The sequence below is a fragment of the Streptomyces sp. NPDC001890 genome (assembly GCF_042891445.1).
Lineage (GTDB): Bacteria > Actinomycetota > Actinomycetes > Streptomycetales > Streptomycetaceae > Streptomyces.
The window spans coordinates 1,268,448-1,292,644 of the sequence record NZ_JBIATE010000001.1 but is presented as its reverse complement, the minus strand read 5'-3'; the positions used below and the strand labels follow the sequence as shown (position 1 = coordinate 1,292,644).

The window sequence follows — 24,197 nt, the reverse complement described above, 5'->3', positions numbered from 1 at the left end:
CGGCTGCCGTGCGTCCGCTGTCCCGGTGCTCTCACCGAGAGCCTCCTGTACGAAGGTCCGCCGAGGCGCGAGCGCCGGCTGAGCCGTGCGAGCCGACCGCATCTTCGCGTACGGCGCCACGGCCGGTCTGATCGGCGACCTGCTGCTCGGTGACCCCCGCAGGGGACACCCGGTCGCCGCCTTCGGGCGGGCCGCGGCGGGCGTCGAGCGCCGTCTGTGGCGCGATCACCGCGGCTGGGGCGCGCTGCACACCCTCGTCTGCGCCGGAGGCGCAGCGGGTGGTGCCGCGCTGCTCACCCGTGCCGTGCGCCGCAGTCCCGCCGCCTCCGTGGCGCTGACCGCCGCCGCCACCTGGTCCGTCGTCGGCGGTACGTCCCTGGGGCGCGAGGCGCGGGCCATCGGCTCCGCCCTGGCCGCCGGTGACATCGAGCTGGCCCGGGAGCGGCTGCCGCATCTGTGCGGACGCGACCCGCACTCCCTGGACGGACCGCAGATCGCCCGCGCCGTGGTGGAGTCCGTGGCGGAGAACACCTCGGACGCCGTGGTCGGCGCCCTGGTGTGGGGTGCGCTGGCCGGGGTTCCCGGGCTGGCCGGATTCCGGGCCGCGAACACCCTCGACGCCATGGTCGGGCACCGCTCGCCCCGGCACCTGCGCTACGGCTGGGCCTCGGCCCGCCTCGACGACCTCGCGGGCTGGCCGGGCGCCCGGCTCACGGCCCTGCTCGCCGTGGCCGCCGGGGGGCGCCCGCGTGGCGCGGTCCGCGCCTGGCGGGCCGATGCCGCGAAGCACCCGAGCCCCAACGCGGGCCCGGTGGAGGCCTCGTTCGCGGGTGCGCTCGGCGTACGGCTCGGCGGCACCCTCGCCTACGGCGGCCGGGTGGAGCACCGCCCCGTGCTCAACGGGGAGACGGGCCGGGCGGTGGAGACCGCGGACATCGAGCGCGCGGTACGGCTGTCGCGCCGGGTGAGTGCGCTGGCGCTCGGCGTGTGCGTGGCGGGACGGCTCGGCGCGGCCCTCGCCGCACGGCGGATCGCGGGTCGCCGCAGCACGACGAGGAACGGCACGGGACCTCGCCCCACAGGACGGAGCAACGCATGAGCGGCGGACTGCTGGTCGCCGGAACCACCTCCGACGCGGGCAAGAGCGTCGTCACGGCAGGGATCTGCCGCTGGCTCGTGCGCCGGGGCGTGAAGGTGGCGCCCTTCAAGGCGCAGAACATGTCGCTCAACTCGTTCGTCACCCGGGAGGGCGCCGAGATCGGGCGCGCCCAGGCCATGCAGGCCCAGGCCGCCCGCGTCGAACCGAGCGCGCTGATGAACCCGGTCCTGCTCAAGCCCGGCAGCGACCGCTCCAGCCAGGTCGTCCTGATGGGGAAGCCGGTCGGCGAGATGAGCGCCCGCGGCTACCACGGGGGCAGGCAGGAGGCGCTGCTCTCCACGGTCGTGGACTGCCTGGAGCAGCTCCGGGGCACGTACGACGCGGTGATCTGCGAGGGGGCGGGCAGCCCGGCCGAGATCAATCTGCGGCGCACGGACATCGTGAACATGGGCATCGCGCGGGCGGCGCGCTTCCCGGTGGTGGTGGTCGGCGACATCGACCGCGGCGGGGTCTTCGCCTCGTTCTTCGGTACGACGGCGCTGCTCGCCGCCGAGGACCAGTCGCTGATCGCCGGCTATCTCGTCAACAAGTTCCGCGGCGACGTCTCGCTGCTGGAGCCGGGCCTGGAGATGCTGCGGGACCTCACCGGCCGGCCGACGTACGGTGTGCTGCCCTTCGCCCACGGCCTCGGCATCGACGAGGAGGACGGGCTGCGGGTGTCGCTGCGCGGAGCCGTGCGCGAGTCGGTCGTCGCGCCGCCGCACGGCGAGGACGTGCTGCGCGTCGCGGTGTGCGCGGTGCCGCTGATGTCGAACTTCACCGATGTCGACGCGCTGGCCGCCGAGCCCGGCGTCGTCGTCAGGTTCGTGGACCGCGCCGAGGAACTGTCCGACGCGGACCTGGTCGTCGTGCCCGGCACCCGCGGCACCGTGAAGGCGCTGGCCTGGCTGCGCGAGCGCGGCCTCGCCGACGCGCTGGTGCGGCGCGCGGCCGAGGGCCGGCCGGTCCTCGGCATCTGCGGCGGCTTCCAGGTCCTCGGCGAGCACATCGAGGACGAGGTCGAGTCGCGGGCCGGACAGGTGGCGGGCCTCGGCCTGCTCCCCGTACGCATCCGCTTCGACCGCGAGAAGACCCTGGCCCGGCCCGTCGGCGAGGCGCTCGGCGCGCCGGTCGAGGGATACGAGATCCACCACGGCGTGGCGGACGTGCGGGGCGGTGAGGCGTTCCTGGACGGCTGCCGGGTCGGCTCCGTGTGGGGCACCCACTGGCACGGCTCGCTGGAGAGCGACGCGTTCCGCCGCCGCTTCCTGGCCGAGGTCGCGCGGGCCGCCGGCCGGCGTTTCGTCCCCGCTCCGGACACCTGTTTCGCGACGCTGCGCGAGGAGCAGCTCGACCGCCTCGGCGATCTCGTCGAGGAGCACGCGGACACCGACGCGTTGCTGCGGCTCATCGAGTCGGGCGCGCCGGTGGGGCTTCCCTTCATCGCTCCGGGAGCCCCCGCCGCCCCCGCGGCTCCGGGCGGCCGCCGGTGAACAGCGTGTCCCGAGACCGCCTTCTTCATGCCCATTCACCCGCAGGAGGGATCGCCCCGTGAGCACGCATTTCCCGTTCACCGCCGTCGTCGGGCAGCAGGACCTGCAACTCGCCCTGCTCCTCAACTCCGTCGCACCGAACATCGGCGGCGTCCTCGTGCGCGGGGAGAAGGGCACCGCCAAGAGCACCGCCGTGCGCGCGCTCTCGGCGCTGCTGCCGGACGTGGACGTCGTCTCCGGCTGCCGCTTCTCCTGCGACCCCGCGTCGCCCGACCCGGCGTGTCCGGACGGCCCCCACGAGGCCGGGACCGGTGTGTCGCGCGATGCCCGGATGGTGGAGCTGCCGGTCGGCGCGTCCGAGGACCGGCTCGTCGGGGCGCTCGACATCGAGCGGGCGCTCGCGGAGGGCGTGAAGGCGTTCGAGCCGGGCCTGCTCGCCGACGCGCATCGCGGGATCCTCTACGTCGACGAGGTCAACCTGCTCCACGACCACCTCGTGGACCTGCTGCTGGACGCGGCGGCGATGGGTGCCTCGTACGTGGAGCGCGAGGGCGTCTCCGTACGGCACGCGGCGCGTTTCCTGCTCGTGGGGACGATGAACCCCGAGGAGGGCGAGCTGCGGCCGCAGCTGCTCGACCGTTTCGGGCTGACCGTGGAGGTCGCCGCGTCCCGGGAGACCGATCAGCGGGTCGAGGTCGTGCGGCGGCGGCTCGCGTTCGACGACGACCCGGCGGCGTTCGCCGCCCGGTGGGCCGACGAGGAGGACGCGTTGCGGGCGAGGATCGTCGCCGCGCGCGCCCTGCTGCCCGGAGTGCGGCTCGGCGACGCGGCGTTGCGGCAGATCGCGGCCACCTGCGCGGCCTTCGAGGTCGACGGGATGCGCGCGGACATCGTGATGGCACGGACGGCCACCGCGCTGGCCGCCTGGGCGGGGCGCGAGGACGTGCTCGCCGAGGACGTGCGGCAGGCCGCCCTGCTCGCCCTCCCCCACCGGCGCCGGCGCAATCCGTTCGACGCGCCGGGCCTCGACGAGGACAAGCTCGACGACACGCTGGAGCAGAACGGCGGCGAGGACGACGACCCGGACCCGGACGGCCCGGGTGGCGGCGGCCGTCCTCCGCGGGGCGACGGCCCCGACACGCCGCCGGACCCCGGGGGCGAGTCCGGCGACACTCCCGCTCCGTCCGTCCCCGGACAGGGCCGGGAACAAGGGCAGGGGCAGTCCTCCGGGGGCGGTGAGCGGCAGCCGGTGGGCGCCACCGAGCCGTTCCGCACGAAGATGCTGAGCGTTCCCGGGCTGGGCGAGGGCGCGGCGGGGCGGCGCTCCCGGGCCCGTACCGAGCACGGGCGTACGACCGGCGCGCGGCGTCCGCAGGGTGCCCTGACCAAGCTGCATCTGGCGGCGACCGTGCAGGCCGCCGCCCCGCACCAGCGGACGCGGGGCCGGTCCGGGCGCGGGCTCGTGGTCCGGCGGGACGATCTGCGGCAGGCGGTCCGGGAGGGGCGCGAGGGGAACCTGGTGCTCTTCGTGGTGGACGCCTCCGGGTCGATGGCCGCCCGGCAGCGGATGGCCGCGGTCAAGGGCGCTGTCCTCTCGTTGCTGCTGGACGCGTACCAGCGGCGGGACAAGGTCGGGCTGATCACCTTCCGGGGCAGGGACGCCGAGGTGGCGCTGCCGCCGACGTCGTCGGTGGACGCCGCGGCGGCGCGGCTCGAACTGCTGCCGACCGGTGGGCGCACCCCGCTCGCGGCCGGGCTGCTCAAGGCCCACGAGGTCCTGCGGGTGGAGCGGTTGCGCGATCCGTCGCGGCGGCCGCTGCTGGTCGTGGTGACCGACGGGCGGGCGACCGGGGGGCCCGATCCGGTGGCGCTGGCCGCCCGGGCGGCGCGGCTGCACGAGGCGGAGGGCGTCGCGTCCGTCGTCGTGGACTGCGAGTCGGGGCCGGTACGGCTCGGCCTCGCGGGAAGCCTCGCGCGCGATCTCGGGGGCAGCGCCGTCACGCTCGACGAACTGCGGGCCGAGGCGATCGCCGGGCTCGTCAAGGACGTTCAGGAAACCAACAGGAGGGCCGCGTAATGCCGCAGGGACAGCCGACCACCGTGCCCGACGACGGGCTCACGACCCGTCAGCGCCGCAATCGTCCGCTGCTGATGGTGCACACCGGCATCGGCAAGGGGAAGTCGACGGCGGCCTTCGGGCTCGCGCTGCGCGCCTGGAATCAGGGGTGGCCGATCGGCGTCTTCCAGTTCGTCAAGTCGGCGAAGTGGAAGGTCGGCGAGGAGAACGCGCTGAAGGTCCTCGGGGCCAGCGGCGAGGGCGGGTCCGTCGTCTGGAACAAGATGGGCGAGGGCTGGTCGTGGGTGCAGCGCGACGGCCAGCTGGACAACGAGGAGGCGGCGCGCGAGGGCTGGGAGCAGGTCAAGCGCGACCTGGCCGCCGAGACGTACCGGCTGTACGTCCTCGACGAGTTCGCGTACCCGATGCACTGGGGGTGGGTCGACACCGACGAGGTGGTCGAGGTGCTGCGCGAGCGCCCCGGTGCGCAGCACGTGGTCATCACCGGGCGCAACGCGCCGCAGAAGCTGCTGGACGCCGCCGATCTGGTGACCGAGATGTCGAAGGTCAAGCACCCGATGGACGCCGGTCAGAAGGGTCAGCGGGGCATCGAATGGTGAGGCACCGGCAGTGAACATTCCTCGTCTGGTGATCGCCGCTCCCTCGTCGGGCAGCGGCAAGACCACCGTCGCCACGGGGCTGATGGCGGCCTTCGCGGGGCGCGGTCTCGCCGTGTCCCCGCACAAGGTCGGGCCCGACTACATCGATCCCGGGTACCACACGCTGGCCACCGGCCGGCCCGGACGCAATCTCGACGCGTACATGTGCGGCCCCGACCGGGTCGCCCCGCTGTTCGCGCACGGGGCGCGGGGGTGCGACCTGGCGGTGGTCGAGGGCGTGATGGGGCTGTACGACGGTGCGTCGGGGCAGGGCGAACTGGCGTCGACCGCCCAGGTGGCGAAGCTTTTGCGGGCGCCCGTGGTGCTGGTCGTCGACGCGTCGTCGCAGTCGCGTTCGGTGGCCGCGCTGGTGCACGGCTTCGCCTCGTGGGATCCGCAGGTGCGGCTCGGCGGGGTGATCCTGAACAAGGTCGGCTCCCAGCGGCACGAGGCGCTGCTGCGGGACGCGCTGGAGGAGTCCGGTCTGCCGGTGCTCGGGGTGCTGCACCGGGCCGAGCAGGTGGCCGTGCCCTCGCGCCATCTGGGTCTGGTGCCGGTGGCCGAGCGGCGCGGCGACGCGGTGGGCGCGGTCGAGGCGATGCGGGAGCAGGTGGTGGCGGGGTGCGATCTGGCGGCGCTGATGGCTCTGGCCCGGTCCGCGCCCGCGCTGCCGGGCGAGGTGTGGGACGCGGCGGCGGAGATCGGCGGCTGCGGCGGGCCCGTGGAGCTGTCCGCCCCCGCCGGGCGCCCGGTCGTGGCGGTGGCCTCGGGCGCCGCGTTCACCTTCTCGTACGCCGAGCACACCGAGCTGCTCACCGCCGCCGGGGCCGAGGTCGTGCCGTTCGATCCGTTGCGGGACGAGGCGCTGCCCGAGGGCACCGGGGGGCTGGTCATAGGCGGGGGCTTCCCGGAGGTGTACGCGGGTGAGCTGTCCGCCAACGCGGCGCTGCGCGGGGCCGTCGCCGGGCTGGCGGAGTCCGGGGCTCCGGTGTCCGCGGAGTGTGCCGGGCTGCTGTATCTGGCGCGTTCGCTCGACGGGCTGCCGATGTGCGGGGTGCTCGATGCCGAGGCCCGGATGTCGAAGCGGCTGACGCTCGGTTACCGGGAGGCCGTGGCGGTCTCCGACAGCGTGCTGGCGGCCCCCGGCACCCGGGTGCGCGGGCACGAGTTCCACCGCACCGTGCTGGAGCCGGGTGCCGGGGCCGATCCGGCGTGGGGCATGCACCAGCCGGAACGGCGGGTCGAGGGGTACGTGCAGCGGGGGGTGCACGCGAGCTATCTGCATACGCACTGGGCCTCGGCGCCCGGCATGGCGCGCCGGTTCGTCGAGCGGTGCCGGGGGTGAGGCGCGTGCGGCACTCAGTCCGCGATGCCCACCACGAGCCAGATGAAGCCCACCCCGGCCACGGTGCACAGCAGCGTGGAGCGGGCCGGGTGCCGGTGGTGCGCCTCGGGCAGGATCTCGGCGGCGGCGAGGTAGAGCAGCGCGCCGCCGAAGAAGCCGAGGTAGCAGCCGAGGAGTTCCGCCGGAAGGGTGAACAGGAGCGTCGTCGCGGCGCCCACGATCGGCGCCAGCGCGTCCGCGAACAGCATGATCATGGCCTTGCGGCGTTCGTTCCCGTACAGGCTGGTGATCGTGTACGTGTTGAAGCCGTCGGCGAAGTCGTGCGTGATGACGGCGAGCGCGACGGCGGCTCCCATGCCGGCGCCCACCTGGAAGGCCGCGCCGAGCGCGACGCCGTCCATCAGGCTGTGGCCGACCATCGCCGCCGCTGCCGTGAGCCCGACCTGCGGCACCCGTTCCTCGCCCGCGCCATGTGCCGCCTGGCGTACCGCGAGCAGCCGCTCCACGAGGTGGGCGAGGAGAAAGCCGCCGACGAACAGCAGCAGGGCGGCCGGGACGCCGAAGACGGGTTCGCCCGCGGCCTCGATCGCCTCCGGCAGCAGATCCAGGCCGACCACCCCGAGCATCAGCCCGCCGGCGAAGCCGAGCACCAGGTGACGGCGGTCGGTGACGCGCTGGGCGACCCAACCGCCTGCCAGGGTCATCAGGAACGCGCCGAGCGCGACGAACACCGCCATGCGCTCTTGCTAGCCGATCGACCCCGGTGCGCGCATCTCAGCGCGCCCGCGCCCGTGCGCTCCTTTTGGACCGCGCACTCGCTGTGAACCGCACACTCCTTGCGATCCGTGCGTTCCTTGTGAACCGTGCGCTCCTTGTGAACCGCGCACTCCTGTGAAGGGAAACCGCTCCATGTCCGAAGCCGTCGCCGCGGCCGGCGCGCCCGGCGCGTCGCTCGCCGTCGGGGTCGGCGCGTCCAGGGGCGCACCGGCCGACGAGATCCTCGGGCTGATCCGGGACACCCTGCGCGAGGCCGGGCTCTCGCCAACGGGCATCGCGGAGTTGGTGACCGTGGACGCCAAGGCGGACGAGCCGGGCATCGTCGCGGCGGCCGCGGTGCTCGGCGTACCGCTGCGGACGTACCCGGCCGGGGAATTGGCCCGGATAGAGGTGCCCGGTCCGTCCGGCGCGCCGCTCACCGCCGTCGGGACGCCGTCGGTCGCGGAGGCAGCCGCGCTCGCGGCGGGGGGTGAGCTCCTGGTGCCCAAGCGGAAGTCGGCCCCGCGGGGGCGGGCGGCGATGGCGACCTGCGCGGTGGTACGCCGCGGTCCGCCCGTCCCGGCGGCCGGCGCCCTCCCGACGCCGGACGTACCTCCCGGTCCCGGCCGTTGCGTGAAGCCCGGTGCCGGGCGCATAGTCGTTCTGCCGTACTCAGAGGATGAACCGGGACGGCCGCGGCAGCCGGCCCCCGTCCCCACGACGACGGCCATCACCACCATCACCCCCACGGCGGTCATGCACACTCCCATCGAAAGTCCCGACGCGACAGGCGCGGGCGCGCACGATCTGCGGCACCACGGTGACGCGGAAGTACGGGGACGGGACCGGGATCTGACCGATCTCGCCGTCAACGTACGGGCCGGTACTCCCCCGGCCTGGCTGAGGGAACGGATAGCCGGGTCGCTGGGCTCGCTCGCCGCCTACCCGGACGGCCGGGCCGCTCGGGCGGCGGTCGCGGACCGGCACGGGCTGCCCCAGGAGCGGGTGCTGCTCACGGCGGGTGCGGCCGAGGCGTTCGTGCTGATCGCACGGGCGCTGCCGGTCTGCCGTCCCGTCGTGGTCCATCCGCAGTTCACCGAGCCGGAGGCGGCGCTGCGCGCGGCCGGGCACGAGGTGGGCCGGGTGCTGCTGCGGGCCGAGGACGGATTCCGACTGGACCCGTCGGCGGTGCCCGAGGACGCGGATCTGGTGGTGGTCGGCAATCCGACCAACCCCACGTCGGTGCTGCATCCGTCGGCAATGGTGGAGCAACTGGCCCGTCCCGGCCGGACGCTGGTGGTCGACGAGGCGTTCATGGACGCGGTGCCGGGCGAGCGCGAGAGCCTGTGCGGGCGTACGGACGTCCCGGGGCTGGTCGTACTGCGGAGCCTCACCAAGACCTGGGGGCTCGCGGGGCTGCGGATCGGTTACGTGCTGGCCGAGCCCGGCATCGTCCGCGCGCTGGAGGAGACCCAGCCGCTGTGGCCGGTGTCGGCCCCGGCGCTGACCGCCGCCGAGGCGTGCATGGAGCCGCGGGCCCTGGCCGAGGCGGCGGCGGCCGCGGAGCGGATCGCGGTGGACCGGGCCCATCTGGTGGCGGGGCTGAGGGAGTTCACCGAGGTGCGGGTGGCGGAGCCGGCCGAGGCGCCGTTCGTCCTGGTGCGGCTGGAGCGCGCCGCCGAGGTACGGGAGCGGTTGCGGCTGCTGGGGTTCGCGGCGCGGCGCGGAGACACGTTCCCCGGGCTCGGTCCCGAGTGGCTGCGGCTGGCCGTGCGCGACCGTGTCACGACGAATCGTTTCCTCCAGGCGTTCGACCAGGCGCTGCAGACGCTGGGCGCGTCGGTGCGCTGACGGGACAGCCGGTGGGAGACTCGCACCGGCTGCCCCGCTCGGGCGCCCTGCGGACCGGGTCAGCTACGGGCGCGCCGCCTGGCCACGACCACCGCCCCGGCGCCCGCCGCCAGCAGTACGGCCGCGCCGCCCGCGAGGTACGGAGTGGTGGAGCTGCTGCCCGTCTCCGCGAGGTTCGATTCGGTGGCTGATCCGTTGCCGGTGCCGGTCTGGGGCTTCACGCCGCCGCCGCTGGTGCCACTGCTTCCGCTGTTGCCTCCGTCACCGGACCCGCCGCCGGTCGAACCGCCGTTGCCCGAACCACCGCCGTTCGAACCACCGCCGTTCGATCCGCCGCCGGTCGAACCGCCGTTGCCGGACCCGCCGTCACTGGACCCGCCGTTGCTCGAACCTCCGTTGCTGGAACCTCCGTTGCTCGTACCGCCGTTGTTGCCGCCGCCCGGTACGGTCGGCTTCGGCGTCTCGCAGGTCGCCTCGGCGAGCGTGATCTCGCCCTGCACATCGGCGACGTTCAGCTTGAGCGGGTTGACGGAGACCTTCAGCTGCAACGCGGTCGCCGCGGCGGTGCGCGAGGTGGTGCGCGTCTTCGAGAGGTCGAGGGTCACCTCGCCGACGGCCGGGACCGCGACCCTCGTGGTGCCGCCCGCGGTGAGGTCGATGCGCTTGCCGAGGACCGACACGTGTCCCAGCACGTTCGACTCGGCGACCGGCTTCCTGCCCACCTCGCAGACAGCCCTGGACGTGACCTTCTCCACCTCGATCAGCGAGAGCAGCGGCAGTCCGGGCACATGCACCCGGGCCTTGGCCACATTGCTGTAGCCCTCCGCCCGGTGCTTGTCGGCGGTCGCGTTCGCGGTGGCCACATCGGCGGCGAGCACGTTGACCGGCCGGCCGCCCTCCACACCGTCGAGCCGCACGCTGAGCGCGGTCTCCTTGGCGCCGGCGGGTGCCTGCACCTCGTTGAGCGTGGCCTTGAGCGGCACGTCGACCGTCTTGTTCAGGAGCGAGACGTCGAGTGCGGTACGGAGCACGACCGCGCTCGCCTTCCCGCCACCGGTGGTCGTGGTGGCCGCGGGGGCGGCCTGCGCCGGGGCGGCGACCAGCAGGGCGACGGGAGCGGCTGCGACCGCCAGGGCGGCCAGGCGGAAGGTGTTGCTGTTCAAGGTGGTGGAACCCCCACAAGAGACATGGAGCCACCGGTGCCGTCCAATGGGGGACATCGAGAGCTCCGGTGGCCTCGACCCCGAAATCTTTACGCACGGAGGGTGAACTGGCGGACACCTGACGTGAGTTCACCCCAAAGGGGGGTTTCCGCGCCTGTATTCGAATATCTCGGTACGTTCGTTCCTCCGGGTCACCCGATCCACCGAGCGCGCACCGCACCGGAGCCGACTGCGCCGGGGTGCGCGCGAAAGTGCTTCAACGACAGTGCCGGGATTCGGTAACTGCCGGTCAACACGGCGCACCCCGTCGCGGGGCCGGCGGACTCAGCCGATCACCCGCCCGTTCAGCACCACCCGCCGCGGCGCCGCGAGTACCCGTACGTCCGCCCTCGGGTCCTCGTCGTACACCACCAGGTCCGCCGGGGCGCCCTCCTCCAGCACCGGCCGCCCCAGCCACCGGCGCGCGCCCCAGGTCGTCGCGGACAGCGCGTCCAGGGCCGGGATGCCCGCCTTCACCAGCTCGGCGACCTCGTCCGCCACCAGCCCGTGGGCGAGCACACCGCCCGCGTCGGTGCCGACGAAGACCGGGACCCCGGCGTCGTACGCCGCGCGCACCGTGTCGTAGCGCCGCTCGTGCAGCCGCCGCATATGGGCGGACCAGCGGGGGAACTTGGCCTCGCCGCCCGCCGCGAGCGAGGGGAAGGTGGCGATGTTGACCAGGGTGGGGACGATCGCCACACCGCGCTCGGCGAACAGCGGAATGGTGTCCTCGGTGAGTCCGGTGGCGTGCTCGACGCAGTCGATCCCGGCCTCCACGAGATCGCGCAGCGAGTCCTCGGCGAAGCAGTGCGCGGTGACCCGGGCGCCGAGCCGGTGCGCCTCGGCGATGGCCGCCTCGACGGCCTCGCGCGGCCAGAGGGCCGTCAGATCGCCCACCTCCCGGTCGATCCAGTCGCCGACCAGCTTCACCCAGCCGTCACCGCGGCGCGCCTCCTGGGCGACGTACGCGACCAGCTCGTCGGGCTCGATCTCGTGGGCGTAGTTCCGGGTGTACCTGCGGGGCCTGGCGATGTGCCGGCCGGCCCTGATGATCTTCGGCAGGTCCTCGCGGTCGTCGATCCACCGGGTGTCGGCCGGCGACCCCGCGTCCCGCAGCAGCAGCGCGCCCGCCTCCCGGTCGGCGAGGGCCTGCTTCTCACTGGTCGCCGCGTCCACGGCGCCGTGGTGGTCGAGCCCGACGTGGCAGTGGGCGTCCACCAGACCGGGCAGCACCCAGCCGGTGACCGTCACCGCCCCGTCCGCACCGGCCGGCCGGCCGTACGAGATCCGCCCGTCGACCACCCAGAGCTCGTCCCGGACGTCGTCGGGGCCGACGAGCACCCGCCCCTTCACGTGCAGCACCTGAGATGCCTTGTGATCACTCATGGGCAGCACTGTACGAGTGGGCGGCACTGTACGAGGCGGCGCGCGGGGCCTCGGTACGCTTCGACGGAAGCACCGACCGTACGCGGCACCGCGCACCGACCCGATCCGAAGAGAGCACCACCGTGACGCACCCCTTCCTCGACCTCGCCCCGCTCACCGCCGCGCACTTCGCGGCCATCGAGAAGCGGGTGGCCGGCCTCCTCGCCACCGAGCAGGACGTCGTCATCATGCAGGGCGAGGCGCTGCTCCCCCTCGAAGGCTGCATCCGGGGCGGCGCCCGGCCCGGCTCGACCGCGCTGAACGTCGTCACCGGGCCGTACGGGCAGACCTTCGGGAACTGGCTGCGGGACTGCGGCGCCAATGTGGTCGATCTCGCGGTCCCCTTCCACACGGCGGTCACCGCCGACCAGGTCGCGCGGGCGCTGTCCGAGCACCCGGAGATCGACTTCGTCTCCCTGGTCCACGCGGAGGCGGCGACCGGCAACACCAATCCGGTCGCCGAGATCGGTGAGGTGGTCCGTTCGCACGGGGCGCTGTTCATGCTGGACGCCGTCGCCTCGGTGGGTGCCGAGCCGCTGCTGCCGGACGTGTGGGGCGTCGACCTCTGCGTGATCGGCGCGCAGAAGGCGATGGGCGGCCCGGCCGGGGTGTCGGCGGTGTCGGTGAGCGAGCGCGCCTGGGAGCGGATCGCCGCCAACCCCGAGGCTCCGCGCCGCTCCTACCTCTCGCTGCTGGACTGGAAGGAGCGCTGGATCGACGGCGGCCGCAAGGCCCTGCTGCACGCCCCCGCCCAGCTGGAGATGCTGGCGCTGGAGGCATGTGTGGAGCGCATCGAGACCGAGGGCCTGGACGCGCTGATGGACCGTCACGCCGCGGCCGCCGCGGCGACGCGCGCGGGTGCGGTGGCGCTCGGCGGCGGCCTCTCGCCGTACGTGCACGAGGCCGCGGAGGCGGCGCCGGTCGCGACGACGCTGCGTGCCCCCGAAGGGGTCGACGCCGCCGGGCTGGTCGCACGGGCGCTCGCGGCCGACCCCGCGCTGCCGCTGATCGCGGGCGGGGGCGCGCTGTCCAAGGAGATGATCCGGGTCAATCACTACGGTGTGGATGCGACGCGGGGCGCGGTGCTGTCCTCGCTCGCGGCTCTGGGGGCGGCGCTGGCCGACGCGGGCCGGCAGGTCGACTTCGAAGCTGCCCGCAAGGCCGTTTCGGAAACCTGGCCGAGCGAATAAATCCGGGCCGGACCAAATATTTCCCGAATACCGGACCCGAATGCGGGGAGCTGCTTTATTCAGAGCAGCTCCCCGCATTCTTCTGCCCGGTTTCCCGGACCCTAAACACCCGAGTTTCCGGAGACTCCGAGCGGGCACGAACCACACAATTCCGTCGCGTCGCCGGAGAGTTACAACCATGTGACCTACTCCACAACGCGACCGTTATGCCGGATAAATAGCACCCAAAACAACAGAAAAAGCAGCCCGCTCGCGCCGGGGCACGCGCCCGCGTGATAACACAGAGGGCTATCCCGCCCAACCCCTCGCGTCGATGCAATTTGGAAATTTGCTGGGTAAATTCAATTTGCATGACCGCCGCACCAGCAGATTTTGCAAGTGCCCGAAACGAATTCATCACCATCGACACCCCACGAGTGGAGGACGGGGCCGCGATCTGGCGCATCGCCCGCGACTCCGAGGTCCTGGACCTCAACTCCTCGTACAGCTACCTGCTGTGGTGCCGTGACTTCACCGCGACCTCCGTGGTCGCCCGGGGCGAGAGCGGCGAACCCGTCGCCTTCGTGACGGGGTACCTCCGGCCTGACCGTCCCGGAACGCTCGTCGTCTGGCAGGTGGCCGTCGACCACGCCCACCGCGGGGCGGGGCTCGCCGGAAAGCTGCTGGACGCGCTGACCTCCCGGGTCGCCGCCGCACAGGGCCTGGCCTCGGTCGAGACGACCGTCACCCCGGACAACACCGCGTCGGACCGGCTGTTCACCTCGTACGCACAGCGCCACGACGTGGCCCTGGACCGCGAGGTGCTCTTCGACGGCGGGCTGTTCCCCGAGGGGAACCACCTGCCCGAAGTCCTTTACCGCATCGGCCCGTTCCACGCCTGAGCCTCCTGGCGCCCTCACCCCCCTCTCTCAAGCAGGAGATCCCCTGTGACCATCACCCCGCCCGCGCTGAGTGTCTTCGAGACCCTGGAGTCGGAGGTACGGAGCTACTGCCGCGGCTGGCCCGCCGTGTTCGACCGTGCGCAGGGCACCCGGCTGACCGACGAGGACGGCCACAGCTACCTCGACTTCTTCGCCGGCGCGGGGTCGCTCAACTACGGCCACAACAACCCGGTGCTGAAACGTGCGCTGATCGACTACATCGAGCGCGACGGCATCACCCACGGCCTGGACATGGCCACCACGGCCAAGCGGACCTTCCTGGAGTCCTTCCAGAACACCGTGCTGCGCCCGCGCGACCTCCCGTACAAGGTGATGTTCCCCGGGCCGACGGGCACCAACGCGGTCGAGGCGGCGCTGAAGCTGGCCCGCAAGGTGAAGGGGCGCGAGTCCATCGTGTCCTTCACCAACGCCTTCCACGGCATGTCGCTCGGCTCGCTCGCCGTCACCGGCAACGCCTTCAAGCGGGCCGGCGCCGGCATCCCGCTCGTGCACGGCACCCCGATGCCGTTCGACAACTACCTCGACGGCAAGGTGCCCGACTTCCTCTGGTTCGAACGGCTCCTGGAGGACCAGGGCTCCGGGCTCAACAAGCCCGCCGCCGTGATCGTCGAGACGGTGCAGGGCGAGGGCGGCATCAATGTGGCGCGCCCCGAGTGGCTGCGGGCGCTGGCCGATCTGTGCCGGCGCCGCGACATGCTCCTGATCGTCGACGACATCCAGATGGGCTGCGGACGCACCGGGTCGTTCTTCTCGTTCGAGGAGGCCGGCATCGTCCCCGACATCGTGACCCTGTCGAAGTCCATCAGCGGCTACGGACTGCCCATGTCCCTCTGCCTGTTCAACCCGGAGCTGGACATCTGGGGGCCGGGCGAGCACAACGGCACCTTCCGCGGCAACAACCCGGCGTTCGTCACGGCCGCCGCCGCGCTGGACGCCTACTGGGCGGACGGCCAGACGGAGAAGCAGACCCTGGTCCGGGGTGAGCAGATCGAGCAGGCGCTGCTCGCGATCTGCGACGAGCACTCCGCGCTCGGCGCGCGGTACCGGGGCCGCGGCCTGGTCTGGGGCGTGGAGTTCACGGACGAGGCGCGCGCCGCCGCGATCTGCGCCCGCGCCTTCGAACTGGGGCTGCTGGTGGAGACCTCCGGCCCGCGCAGCGAGGTCGTGAAGCTGCTGCCGCCGCTGATCATCACCCCCGACGAGCTGGACGAGGGCCTGCGCACGCTGGCCCGCGCGGTCCGCGACACCGTCTGATTCCGGCCCCGCCCCGGAGCGGGTCCGACGAGAAGCACCACCGCAGAGAGAAAGGTACCGACCCACCGTGATCGTCCGATCGTTCAGCGACATCGAGAACACCGACCGGCATGTGAAGGCCGCTTCCGGCACCTGGGAGAGCAAGCGCATCGTGCTCGCGCAGGAGAAGGTGGGCTTCTCCCTCCACGAGACCACGATGTACGCGGGCACCGAGACGTCGATGTGGTACGCGAACCACATCGAGGCCGTCCTGTGTGTCGAGGGCGAGGCCGAACTCACCAACGACGAGACCGGCGAGAAGCACTGGATCACCCCCGGCACGATGTATCTGCTGAACGGCCACGAGCACCACACCATGCGGCCGAAGACCGACTTCCGCTGCGTCTGCGTCTTCAACCCGCCGGTCACCGGGCGGGAGGAGCACGACGAGAACGGTGTCTATCCGCTGCTGACCGAGGAGGGCTGAACCATGACCACCGCCGGACGCACCGACCTCTACCCCACGCGCGGCACCGCCGAGATGACCACCCCCCGCCAGGACCCGGTGATCTGGTCCCCGCCCGGCACCCCCGGCCCGGTGGCCGTGCGGGACCTCCAGGGCTTCGAGCGCGACGGCTTCCTCACCGTCGACCAGCTGATCACCCCCGAAGAGGTCGCCGCCTGCCACTCCGAACTCGAACGGCTGATCGCCGATCCGGCGGTGCGGGCCGACGAGCGCTCGATCATCGAGCCGAAGTCGCAGAAGGTACGGTCGGTCTTCGAGGTCCACCGGATCAGCGAGGTCTTCGCCCGGCTGGTCGAGGACGAGCGGGTGGTGGGCCGGGCCCGGCAGATCCTCGGCTCGGACGTGTACGTCCACCAGTCCCGGATCAACGTCAAGCCGGGCTTCGGCGCCTCGGGGTTCTACTGGCACTCGGACTTCGAGACCTGGCACGCCGAGGACGGGCTGCCGAACATGCGGGCGGTGTCCGTTTCGATCGCGCTGACGGAGAATCACGACACCAACGGCGGGCTGATGATCATGCCCGGTTCGCACAAGTCGTTCCTCGGCTGCGCGGGCGAGACGCCCAGGGACAACTACAAGAAGTCCCTGAAGATGCAGGACGCCGGAACCCCGTCCGACGAGGCCCTGACGAAGCTGGCCGACCGGCACGGCATCAAGCTCTTCACGGGCCGGGCGGGTTCGGCGACCTGGTTCGACTGCAACTGCATGCACGGCTCGGGCGACAACATCACCCCGTACCCGCGCAGCAATGTCTTCATCGTCTTCAACAGCGTGGAGAACGCCGCCGAGGAGCCGTTCGCGGCACCGGCGCGGCGTCCGGAGTTCATCGGGGCGAGGGACTTCACCCCGGTGCGATGAGGTGACCCGCGGGAGGGGCGTCATCCGCGCCGACGCCCCTCCCGCGCCTCCGCGCCTTCCGCGCCTCCCGCGCCTCCCGCGCCGAAATCGCTGGACCGGCACGGCGGTCGGCGGCGAGGGTGGGCCCCATGACCTCACTCGTACGTCACATCACCATCGACTGCTCCGACGCCTACGGACTCGCCCGCTTCTGGTCCGAGGTGCTCGACGCCCCGCTCTCCGACGAGGACGCCCCCGGTGACCCCGAGGCGCTCGTCGAGGCTCCCGGCGCCGCGCTGCTCTTCATCCAGGTACCGGAGCCCAGGAACGGCAAGAACCGCGTCCACCTGGACATCCAGCCGCAGGACCGGACCCGCGACGAGGAGGTCGAGCGACTGCTCGGTCTGGGCGCCACGCTCGTCGCCGACCACCGCAAACCGAACGGGCGGGGCTGGGCGACGCTCGGCGACCCCGAGGGCAACGAGTTCTGCGTCGAGTGCGGTGCGGCGGAACGGGCGGCCCTGACCGGGACCCGGCTGCCGGTCACGGCGGACGACGTGACCACCGCGGTACGTCTCGCGATCGACACGCTCCGGGACTCCCCGGTGGACAAGTGGCACTCCCCGGCAGGGTCGTTGGAGTGGACCTGCTGGGAGACCGCCGAGCATCTGAGCGACGACCTCTTCAGCTACGCGGCCCAACTGGGGCCGCAGCGGCCGTCGGTGGACGCGTACGTCCCGTACCGCTGGAGCGCCGACCGCGAGGGCGGTCCGGCGAACGCGGTCTTCGCGGACCGGTCGGCCACAACCGCCGGGCTGCTCCTGACGCTGGAGGCCTGCGGCGCGCTGCTCGCCTCGATGGTGCGGACGACTCCGCCCGAGGTCCGCTCGTACCACTCCTACGGGGTGTCCGACCCGGAGGGCTTCGCCGCGATGGGCATCGTGGAGACCCTGGTGCACACGCATGACATCGCCGCGAGCCTGGGGGCCGGCTGGACCCCGCCCGCCGGCCTCTGCGACCGGGTGCTGGCCCGGCTGTTCCCGGACGCCCCGAAGGACGCCGACCGGTGGGCCGTGCTGCTCTGGGCCACCGGACGCGGCGAGCTGCCCGGCCACCCCCGCGTCACCTCGTGGAAGTGGCGCAGCGCGCCGCTGGACGAGTCCGGCCAGGAGTAGCGCGGGCCGGGGCCGGGCGGGGGCTCCGGTAATGGTCCGACCTCGTGGGGGCGTGCCAGGGTGCCCGGTCGGCCGGACTGCGGGTCGGGGCGGTCTGCTTGCCGGGCGCCGAGCGTATTTCTACTCCAGCAGCTTTCTCCGGGTGCAGTAGCTTGCCAACGCCCACTGGGAACGGCCAGCTGCCGCAGAGCAGAACGACCGGAGGATCACGCATGCCCCGAGAAGCTCCGTACCTCGCAGTAGCCGAGGTCCTGCGCGCACGGATTCTCGCAGGAGAGTGGCGGATCGGCGAGCGCCTGCCGTCCCGGGCACGGCTCTCCGAGGAGTACGGGGTCGGGCGCAACGTCATGCAGCGGGCCATGGACCGTCTGATCAACGACGGTCTCCTCGAAGGACGCGCCGGCTCGGGCACCTACGTCCGCACTCCGCGCGAACGCCTGCGGCTGGTCCGCTCGCTCCACCGGGACCGCGGTTTCGGCTGCTCCCCCAACGCCGGAGCGGGGCAACGGGGCGACGCCGACTCCTGGGACTCGCACAGCGAGGTGCGCGTCCCTGCCCCTGAAGAAGTCGCCGTGCGGCTCGGCATCGGGCCTGGCGACCTCTGCGTGCACACGCATTACGAGTTCCTCGCCGGCGGGCAGCCCGTCCAGCTCTCCGAATCGTGGGAGCCGATGGCCATCACGGCCGGAACTCCGATCGTGCTGCCCGAGATGGGTCCCCTGGCCGGAAAGGGGGTGGTCGAGCGCATGCGGTCCATCGGCGTGGTCGTCTCGACCGTGGTGGAGGTTCCGCGCCCGGCCCGTGCCACCCAGGTACAGGCGAACCTGCTGGGAATCAGCGTGGGGGACCTCGTGCTCCAGATCGAGCGCACCATCCACGACACCGGCGGCCGCCCGGTGGAGACCGCCGACCTGGTCATTCCTGACGTACGTCGGGAAGTGGTCTACGAGTTCGGAGTCGACCGTCCGTAGCCGTTGAAGCCGACGGCGCTCATCTCACTTCTGACAGCAGGGGGACACGCATGTCAAAAACCTCCCGGCTCGGACTCCTGCGCGACCGGGACTTCGGGCGTTTGTTCGCTGCCACCGCGCTCGGACAGCTGGGCGACCGCATCATCTTCCTGGCCCTGCCTCTGGTTGCCGTCATGGCACTGAATGCCGATGAGTTCCAGGTCGGACTGCTGGCCGCGATGACCACCGCGGGCTCGCTCCTGGTCGGGCTGCCGGCGGGCGCGTGGGTGGACCGCATGCGGAAGCGATCGGTATTGATCAGCACTGATCTCGTGCGCGCGCTGGTCCTGCTGACGATACCTGTCGCGTGGTGGGCCGGCCTTCTCACCATCTGGTGGCTCTGCACGGTCGCCCTGCTCCATGGAGTGCTGACGGTCTTCTTCGATGTCGCGTACGTCAGCTATCTCCCGCACTTGGTGGGCCGCGGCAATCTCGTGGAAGGAAACTCGAAACTTTCGGCAATACGCTCGGTGACCAGTATCAGCGGACCGGCGGCGGCAGGGCCGCTGGTCGGCCTGGTCGGAGCCCCCGCGACCCTCTTGGTGAGTTCGGCCGGAATGGCTGTGTCGGGGCTGCTCGCGCTCACCATCCGCAGACGCGAACCGAAGCCGGAGCCGAGTGGAAAGCCTCAACTGCGTCGGGAGATCAAGGAGGGGATCGGGTTCGTCCTCGAACACCCCGCCCTCCGCGCGATCATGCTGGGAGATTCGATATTCAACCTGTTTCTGGTCATGTATCAAACCATGTTGCTGATCTTCCTGGAACGGGAGATGGGTCTCCAGCCCTTCGGTATCGGCCTCGTTCTGTCCGGGATGGGTTGTGGTGCCCTGCTCGGAGCGCTGACGGCAACCACGGCCTCGAAGTGGATCGGGCAGGGTCGGGTCATCTGGCTCGCGGCACTGGTCACCTGTCCGTCGAGCGTCCTCATGCCGTTGGCGCGACCGGGCTGGAGCCTGTGTGCGGCTGCGATCGGACTTGCGGCTCTTTCGCTGGGCGGAGTCGTTCGTGTGGTGGCTCAATCGAGCTTCCAACAGGCCCTGACACCGGACCGGCTTCTCGGCCGGATGAGCGCGACAACCCGATTCGTGTCCTGGGGCGGCATTCCTGTCGGCGGTCTCCTGGGCGGAGCCTCGGGTACCGCGTTCGGGGCGACAAGCACCTTGTGGATCGGTGCGGCGGGTATGACGCTGAGCGTTCTCCCCGGTTTTCTGTCGCCGCTGCGGACCATGCGCGAAGTGCCCGCCGAGTGAGTGAGCCCCGCGGGGAGTCGGGGAATCCTCGCGGGGCCCGGATCACTTCCGACTGGCCTTCACCTCGTCGCGCACCGCGCGAACAGACCGAATCGCTGTGATCATCTTTTGGGAAAGCGCAGGGACCTGGTCGAAGAGGTGTCCCACAACAGTGAAAACCCCAACGACCGCAGCCGTCCCTACAGTCACCCAGCCCGCCAGTTCCATGTCGCTCCCTTCGGAGTGGATCGGCAAAGGCGTCCGGGCTCCGCGCCCGCGCCCCGATCCGCGGTGTGCGACGTCCGGCCCTTCAGTGCCGTCCCCTCTTCATGAACTACACGGTTCCTCGGGCGACTTGAGTGTATCCGTCGGCGCCCGAAGGATCCCTTCGGGCGCCCGCGAGCGGCGTGGTCCGAACGGGAGTCAGACCCGGGCGTCGTCCAGCGCCGGGTAGTCGACGTAGCCCTTCGCGTCGCCGCCGAAGAAGGTCGACGGGTCCGGGGTGTTGAACGGGCCGCCGGCCTTCAGCCGGGCCGGCAGGTCCGGGTTGGCTATGAACAGGGCGCCGTACGCGATGATGTCGGCGATCCCGTCGTCGACCAGCGAGTGGTCGTCCGGGCCGGTCGGGCCGTCCGTCAGCGCGTTGAGGACGAACGTGCCGGAGAACTGCTTGCGCAGCGCGAGGGTCAGCTCGCGGATCTCCACCGCCTCCAGGACGTGCAGATAGGCGAGGCCGAGCGGGTCGATCTCCCGCACCAGCGCGGTGTAGACGGCCGCCGGCGCGGGCTCGTCGATGTCGTTGTACGGGTTTCCCGGCGAGATCCGCAGCCCGGTCCGCTCCGCGCCGATCTCGGCGGCGACGGCCTTGACCACCTCGACGGCGAACCGGATGCGGGCCTCCTCGGAGCCGCCCCACTCGTCGTCGCGCAGGTTGGTGTTGGGGGCGAGGAACTGGTGGATGAGGTAGCCGTTGGCACCGTGCAGCTCGACCCCGTCGAAACCGGCGTCGACCGCGTTGCGGGCGGCCGTCGCGAAGTCGGCGATGGTCCGGCTGACCTCGTCACCGGTCAGTTCGCGCGGGGTGATGAAGTCCTTCATGCCCGTGCCGGTGAAGAGCCGGCCGGCCGGCCTGACCGCTGACGCGCTGACCGGGGTCAGACCGCCCGGCAGCACGTCCGGGTGGCCGATCCGGCCCGCGTGCATCAGCTGGGCGAAGATCCGGCCGCCCGCCGCGTGCACCGCGTCGGTGACCTTGCGCCAGGACGCGACCTGTTCCGCGCCGTGCAGCCCCGGGGTGGAGGGGTAGCCCTGGCCCACCACCGACGGCTGGACGCCCTCCGTGATGATGAGGCCCGCCGAGGCGCGCTGGGTGTAGTACTGGGCGACGAGATCCGTGGCGGTGCCGCCCTCACCGGCCCGGCTGCGGGTCATCGGAGCCATCGCGATGCGGTTGGCGAGCCGGGTGCCGGACAGGTCGATCGGGTCGAACGCGGTGGTCATCGGGGCTCCCTGGGCATTTATGTGGTCGGCCAACTATCCGTACCGGCGCCACTGTAACCCATTACTTGGCCGACCAATGTAAAGTGGGCGGAAAGCCGCCGGAACCCGGTACCGGAGCCGGGCCGGGGCGTCGCCCGAGGAGCTCCCATGAAGGCCGGATCAGCCGGACCCGCAGACCCCGCCTGTCCGGGCCCGCCGAGCGCGGCCCTCGGCGGGCCCGTCAGCCACGCCCTCTCCCGGGTCGCCCGGCTGCACCGGACCGCCGCGGGCAGACTGCTCAAGGGGCTCGGGCTCTATCCGGGCCAGGAGTTCCTGATGATGTGCCTGTGGGACGCCGGTGCGGTGCGCCAGGCCGAGCTGATCAAGGCCGTCGACCTCGACCCCTCCACCGTCACCAAGATGCTCCAGCGGCTCGAACAGAGCGGGCACGTGTGCCGCCGCCCCGACCCGGACGACCGCCGGGCCGTCCTGGTCGAGGCCACCGACGACAGCTGCGCGCTGCACTCCGACGTCCAGCGGGCCTGGGTGGAGCTGGAGGATCGCACCCTCGCCGGTCTCGAACCCTCCGAACGCGAGGAGCTGACCCGGCTGCTCGCCAAGGTCGAGGCGAACCTCTGCCGAGAGGCCGGGGAGGCCGGGGAAGCCGGGAACTGCCCCGGACCCGGCTGATCCCCGGCAGGCGGCGTCAGCCGGCGAGCACGTCCAGGGCCCGGTCCACATCGGCCTCCGTGTTGTACAGGTGGAAGGCCGCGCGCAGGCTCCCCGCCCGGTTCGAGACCACCACGCCGGCCCGCGCGAGTTCCGGCTCCCGCGCGCCGAGTCCGGGCACGGCCACGATCGCCGACTCCCCCGGCACCGCCTCGTGCCCCAGCCCGGCCAGCCCCGCCCGCATCCGGGCCGCGAGCCCGGTGGCGCGGGCGTGGACGGCTTCCACACCGACCTCGTTCAGCAGCGCGAGGGACTGCTCGGCACCGTGGTACGAGAGGAAGGCGGGCGGTTCGTCGTAGCGGCGCGCGGTCCGGGAGAGCGGCCCGACCGGGCCGTACGTGCTGTTCCAGGGGTCCTCGGCGGCGTACATGCCGGCGAAGACCGGCGGCAGGGTCCGCTGCGCCTCCTCGGTGACGGTGAGGAACGACGCGCCGCGCGGGCAGAGCAGGAACTTGAAGCCGCCGGTGACGGTGTAGTCGTACTCCCCGGCGTCCAGCGGCAGCCAGCCGGCCGACTGGGTGGCGTCCAGCAGCGTCCGGGCACCGTGGGCGCCGGCCGCCGCCCGTACCGCCTTCAGGTCGGCGATCCGGCCATTGGACGACTGCACGGAGGAGAGGGCGACGAGCGCGGTGTCCGGCCCCACCGCGTCGGCCAGCCGGTCCAGCGGGGCGTAGCGCGTCCGGAGGTCGCCGCGGACCGCGAAGGGGCTGACGACGGAGCTGAACTCGCCCTCCGGCGCCAGGACTTCGGCCCCCGGCGGCAGCGAGGCGGCGATCAGCCCGACGTGCACGGAGACCGAACTGCCGACGGCGACCCGGTCGGCGTCGATCCCGCAGAGCCGGGCGAAGCCGGACCGGGCCGCTTCCACCGCTTCGAAGTCGCCGGAGTCGGCCCGGCTGCCGGAGCCGACCGCCTCGGCGAGCGCCCGCACCGCCGCCACGGTCCGCCGGGGCAGCAGCCCGCAGGTCGAGGTGTTGAGGTAGGTCGTCCTCGGTGCGAACTCGGCGTTCACCGCACGGCTGAGCGAAGTAGTCTCCATGCGCCCAGCCTGCGGCCCCCTCACCTCCTGGTCAATCACGAAGAGTTGAGGGGAACACCCAAGCAGTGCTCATGCGTGCCGCCGGCGTGACCGTGGCCCGGCGGCTCCGCACGGAGCAGCGACGGGGCTCAGGCGTTGCCACCGGCCTGCGGGACCTCGCAGGCGCCGTCGGCGTCGCACACCGCGGCGTCCTGGCCGATCGTGGTGAGCGGGCGGTCCTTCCACGCCTGCTCCAGCGCCTGGGCGAAGACCTCGGCGGGCTGGCCGCCGGAGATGCCGTAGCGGCGGTCGAGCACGAAGAACGGCACCGCGTTGGCGCCCAGCTCGGACGCCTCCCGCTCGTCGGCCCGCACCTCGGCCGCGTACGCCTCCGGGTCGGCGAGCACGGCCCGCGCCTCGTCGGCGTCGAGCCCGGCCTCGACGGCGAGCTCGACCAGTACGGCGGCGTCGAAGACGGACCGCTCCTCGGCGAAGTTCGCCCGGTAGGCGAGGCTCAGCAGCTCGTCCTGGCGGCCGCGGGCCTTGGCCAGGTGGAGCAGCCGGTGGATGTCGAAGGTGTTGCCGTGGTCACGGCCCTCGGTGAGGTAGCCGAGCCCCTCGGCCCGCGCGTTGGCCGCGACGTTCGCCTCCATGGCCTGCGCCTCTTCGCGGGTGCGCCCGTACTTCTGCGCCAGCATGTCGACGACCTGAGCGGTGTCGCCCTTGGCCCGGCCGGGGTCGAGCTCGAAGGACCGGTGCACGACCTCGACCTGGTCGCGGTGGGCGAAGCCCGCCAGGCCCTTCTCGAAGCGGGCCTTCCCGATGTAGCACCAGGGGCAGGCGATGTCGCTCCAGATCTCGACGCGCATGTCTCTTCTACTCTCCGTGTCCTCGTACGTACCGCT

21 protein-coding genes are annotated in these 24,197 nt (G+C 72.3%); 15 read left to right on the top strand and 6 right to left on the bottom strand.

Annotation, left to right across the window (positions count from 1 at the left end):
* The first annotated feature begins 85 nt into the window (after positions 1-85).
* The 5 genes from ACFYY1_RS05700 to ACFYY1_RS05680 are packed head-to-tail and all read left to right on the top strand — an operon-like array spanning position 86 to position 6,691.
* Positions 86-1,099 (top strand): cobalamin biosynthesis protein, encoded by a 1,014-nt coding sequence (locus ACFYY1_RS05700; RefSeq protein ID WP_388581230.1) that lies wholly within the window; start codon positions 86-88, stop codon positions 1,097-1,099.
* A complete protein-coding gene (locus ACFYY1_RS05695; protein ID WP_388581227.1) occupies positions 1,096-2,631 on the top strand; it encodes a cobyric acid synthase in 1,536 nt (511 codons plus the stop codon). The genes ACFYY1_RS05700 and ACFYY1_RS05695 overlap by 4 nt, the downstream gene beginning before the upstream one ends.
* Positions 2,632-2,689: 58 nt before the next feature.
* Positions 2,690-4,708 (top strand): putative cobaltochelatase, encoded by a 2,019-nt coding sequence (locus ACFYY1_RS05690; RefSeq protein ID WP_388581224.1) that lies wholly within the window; start codon positions 2,690-2,692, stop codon positions 4,706-4,708.
* On the top strand, positions 4,708-5,307 hold the full coding sequence (cobO, locus tag ACFYY1_RS05685; RefSeq protein WP_388581221.1) for a cob(I)yrinic acid a,c-diamide adenosyltransferase: 600 nt from the start codon (positions 4,708-4,710) through the stop codon (positions 5,305-5,307). Before ACFYY1_RS05690 ends, cobO begins: the two co-directional genes overlap by 1 nt.
* Positions 5,308-5,317: 10 nt before the next feature.
* Entirely contained in the window at positions 5,318-6,691 is a 1,374-nt protein-coding gene (locus ACFYY1_RS05680) for a cobyrinate a,c-diamide synthase (protein WP_388581218.1), read from the top strand.
* A gap of 14 nt (positions 6,692-6,705) precedes the next feature.
* Here ACFYY1_RS05680 and ACFYY1_RS05675 read toward each other — a convergent pair whose 3' ends face one another.
* Positions 6,706-7,428, bottom strand: a complete 723-nt coding sequence (locus ACFYY1_RS05675; RefSeq protein ID WP_388581215.1) for a ZIP family metal transporter — start codon at positions 7,426-7,428, stop codon at positions 6,706-6,708.
* A gap of 172 nt (positions 7,429-7,600) precedes the next feature.
* On the opposite strand from ACFYY1_RS05675, the gene cobC reads away from it, so the two are divergent.
* On the top strand, positions 7,601-9,298 hold the full coding sequence (gene cobC, locus ACFYY1_RS05670) for an Rv2231c family pyridoxal phosphate-dependent protein CobC (RefSeq protein ID WP_388581212.1): 1,698 nt from the start codon (positions 7,601-7,603) through the stop codon (positions 9,296-9,298).
* 59 nt (positions 9,299-9,357) lie between these two features.
* Here cobC and ACFYY1_RS05665 read toward each other — a convergent pair whose 3' ends face one another.
* Together ACFYY1_RS05665 and ACFYY1_RS05660 are read right to left on the bottom strand one after the other, a co-directional pair.
* Positions 9,358-10,461: an SCO1860 family LAETG-anchored protein gene (locus ACFYY1_RS05665; protein WP_388581209.1), complete on the bottom strand. Its 1,104-nt coding sequence runs from the start codon at positions 10,459-10,461 to the stop codon at positions 9,358-9,360.
* A 324-nt stretch (positions 10,462-10,785) separates the two neighbouring features.
* On the bottom strand, positions 10,786-11,862 hold the full coding sequence (locus ACFYY1_RS05660; protein WP_388581536.1) for an amidohydrolase family protein: 1,077 nt from the start codon (positions 11,860-11,862) through the stop codon (positions 10,786-10,788).
* Between the two features lie 146 nt (positions 11,863-12,008).
* Between ACFYY1_RS05660 and ACFYY1_RS05655 the strand changes: the two genes are divergently transcribed.
* From ACFYY1_RS05655 to ACFYY1_RS05620, 8 genes are all read left to right on the top strand, one after another.
* Positions 12,009-13,115, top strand: a complete 1,107-nt coding sequence (locus ACFYY1_RS05655) for a pyridoxal-phosphate-dependent aminotransferase family protein (protein ID WP_388581207.1) — start codon at positions 12,009-12,011, stop codon at positions 13,113-13,115.
* A gap of 350 nt (positions 13,116-13,465) precedes the next feature.
* On the top strand, positions 13,466-13,996 hold the full coding sequence (gene ectA / locus ACFYY1_RS05650; protein WP_388581204.1) for a diaminobutyrate acetyltransferase: 531 nt from the start codon (positions 13,466-13,468) through the stop codon (positions 13,994-13,996).
* Between the two features lie 45 nt (positions 13,997-14,041).
* A complete protein-coding gene (gene ectB / locus ACFYY1_RS05645; RefSeq protein ID WP_388581201.1) occupies positions 14,042-15,310 on the top strand; it encodes a diaminobutyrate--2-oxoglutarate transaminase in 1,269 nt (422 codons plus the stop codon).
* 67 nt (positions 15,311-15,377) lie between these two features.
* The gene (locus ACFYY1_RS05640; protein WP_093539722.1) at positions 15,378-15,776 is read left to right on the top strand and encodes an ectoine synthase; all 399 of its coding nucleotides are present in this window, start codon (positions 15,378-15,380) and stop codon (positions 15,774-15,776) included.
* Positions 15,777-15,779: 3 nt separating this feature from the next.
* Positions 15,780-16,673, top strand: coding sequence for an ectoine hydroxylase (gene thpD / locus ACFYY1_RS05635; protein ID WP_388581198.1), 894 nt, complete (start codon positions 15,780-15,782; stop codon positions 16,671-16,673).
* Positions 16,674-16,801: 128 nt separating this feature from the next.
* Positions 16,802-17,827: a VOC family protein gene (locus ACFYY1_RS05630; protein WP_388581195.1), complete on the top strand. Its 1,026-nt coding sequence runs from the start codon at positions 16,802-16,804 to the stop codon at positions 17,825-17,827.
* Positions 17,828-18,039: 212 nt separating this feature from the next.
* Entirely contained in the window at positions 18,040-18,798 is a 759-nt protein-coding gene (locus ACFYY1_RS05625; protein ID WP_388581192.1) for a GntR family transcriptional regulator, read from the top strand.
* Between the two features lie 50 nt (positions 18,799-18,848).
* The gene (locus ACFYY1_RS05620; RefSeq protein ID WP_388581189.1) at positions 18,849-20,087 is read left to right on the top strand and encodes an MFS transporter; all 1,239 of its coding nucleotides are present in this window, start codon (positions 18,849-18,851) and stop codon (positions 20,085-20,087) included.
* Positions 20,088-20,489: 402 nt separating this feature from the next.
* Here the strand turns inward: ACFYY1_RS05620 and ACFYY1_RS05615 are convergent, their stop codons facing one another.
* Positions 20,490-21,566, bottom strand: a complete 1,077-nt coding sequence (locus ACFYY1_RS05615) for an alkene reductase (RefSeq protein ID WP_388581186.1) — start codon at positions 21,564-21,566, stop codon at positions 20,490-20,492.
* A gap of 147 nt (positions 21,567-21,713) precedes the next feature.
* Here ACFYY1_RS05615 and ACFYY1_RS05610 point away from each other — a divergent pair, with 147 nt between their 5' ends.
* Entirely contained in the window at positions 21,714-22,235 is a 522-nt protein-coding gene (locus ACFYY1_RS05610; protein WP_388581184.1) for a MarR family winged helix-turn-helix transcriptional regulator, read from the top strand.
* Positions 22,236-22,251: 16 nt separating this feature from the next.
* Here the strand turns inward: ACFYY1_RS05610 and ACFYY1_RS05605 are convergent, their stop codons facing one another.
* Together ACFYY1_RS05605 and ACFYY1_RS05600 are read right to left on the bottom strand one after the other, a co-directional pair.
* Entirely contained in the window at positions 22,252-23,313 is a 1,062-nt protein-coding gene (locus ACFYY1_RS05605; protein ID WP_388581182.1) for an aminotransferase class V-fold PLP-dependent enzyme, read from the bottom strand.
* A gap of 128 nt (positions 23,314-23,441) precedes the next feature.
* Positions 23,442-24,161 carry a DsbA family oxidoreductase gene (locus ACFYY1_RS05600; protein ID WP_388581179.1) on the bottom strand — a complete coding sequence of 240 codons (720 nt, stop codon included), beginning with the start codon at positions 24,159-24,161 and terminating at the stop codon, positions 23,442-23,444.
* Between the last annotated feature and the right edge of the window lie 36 nt (positions 24,162-24,197).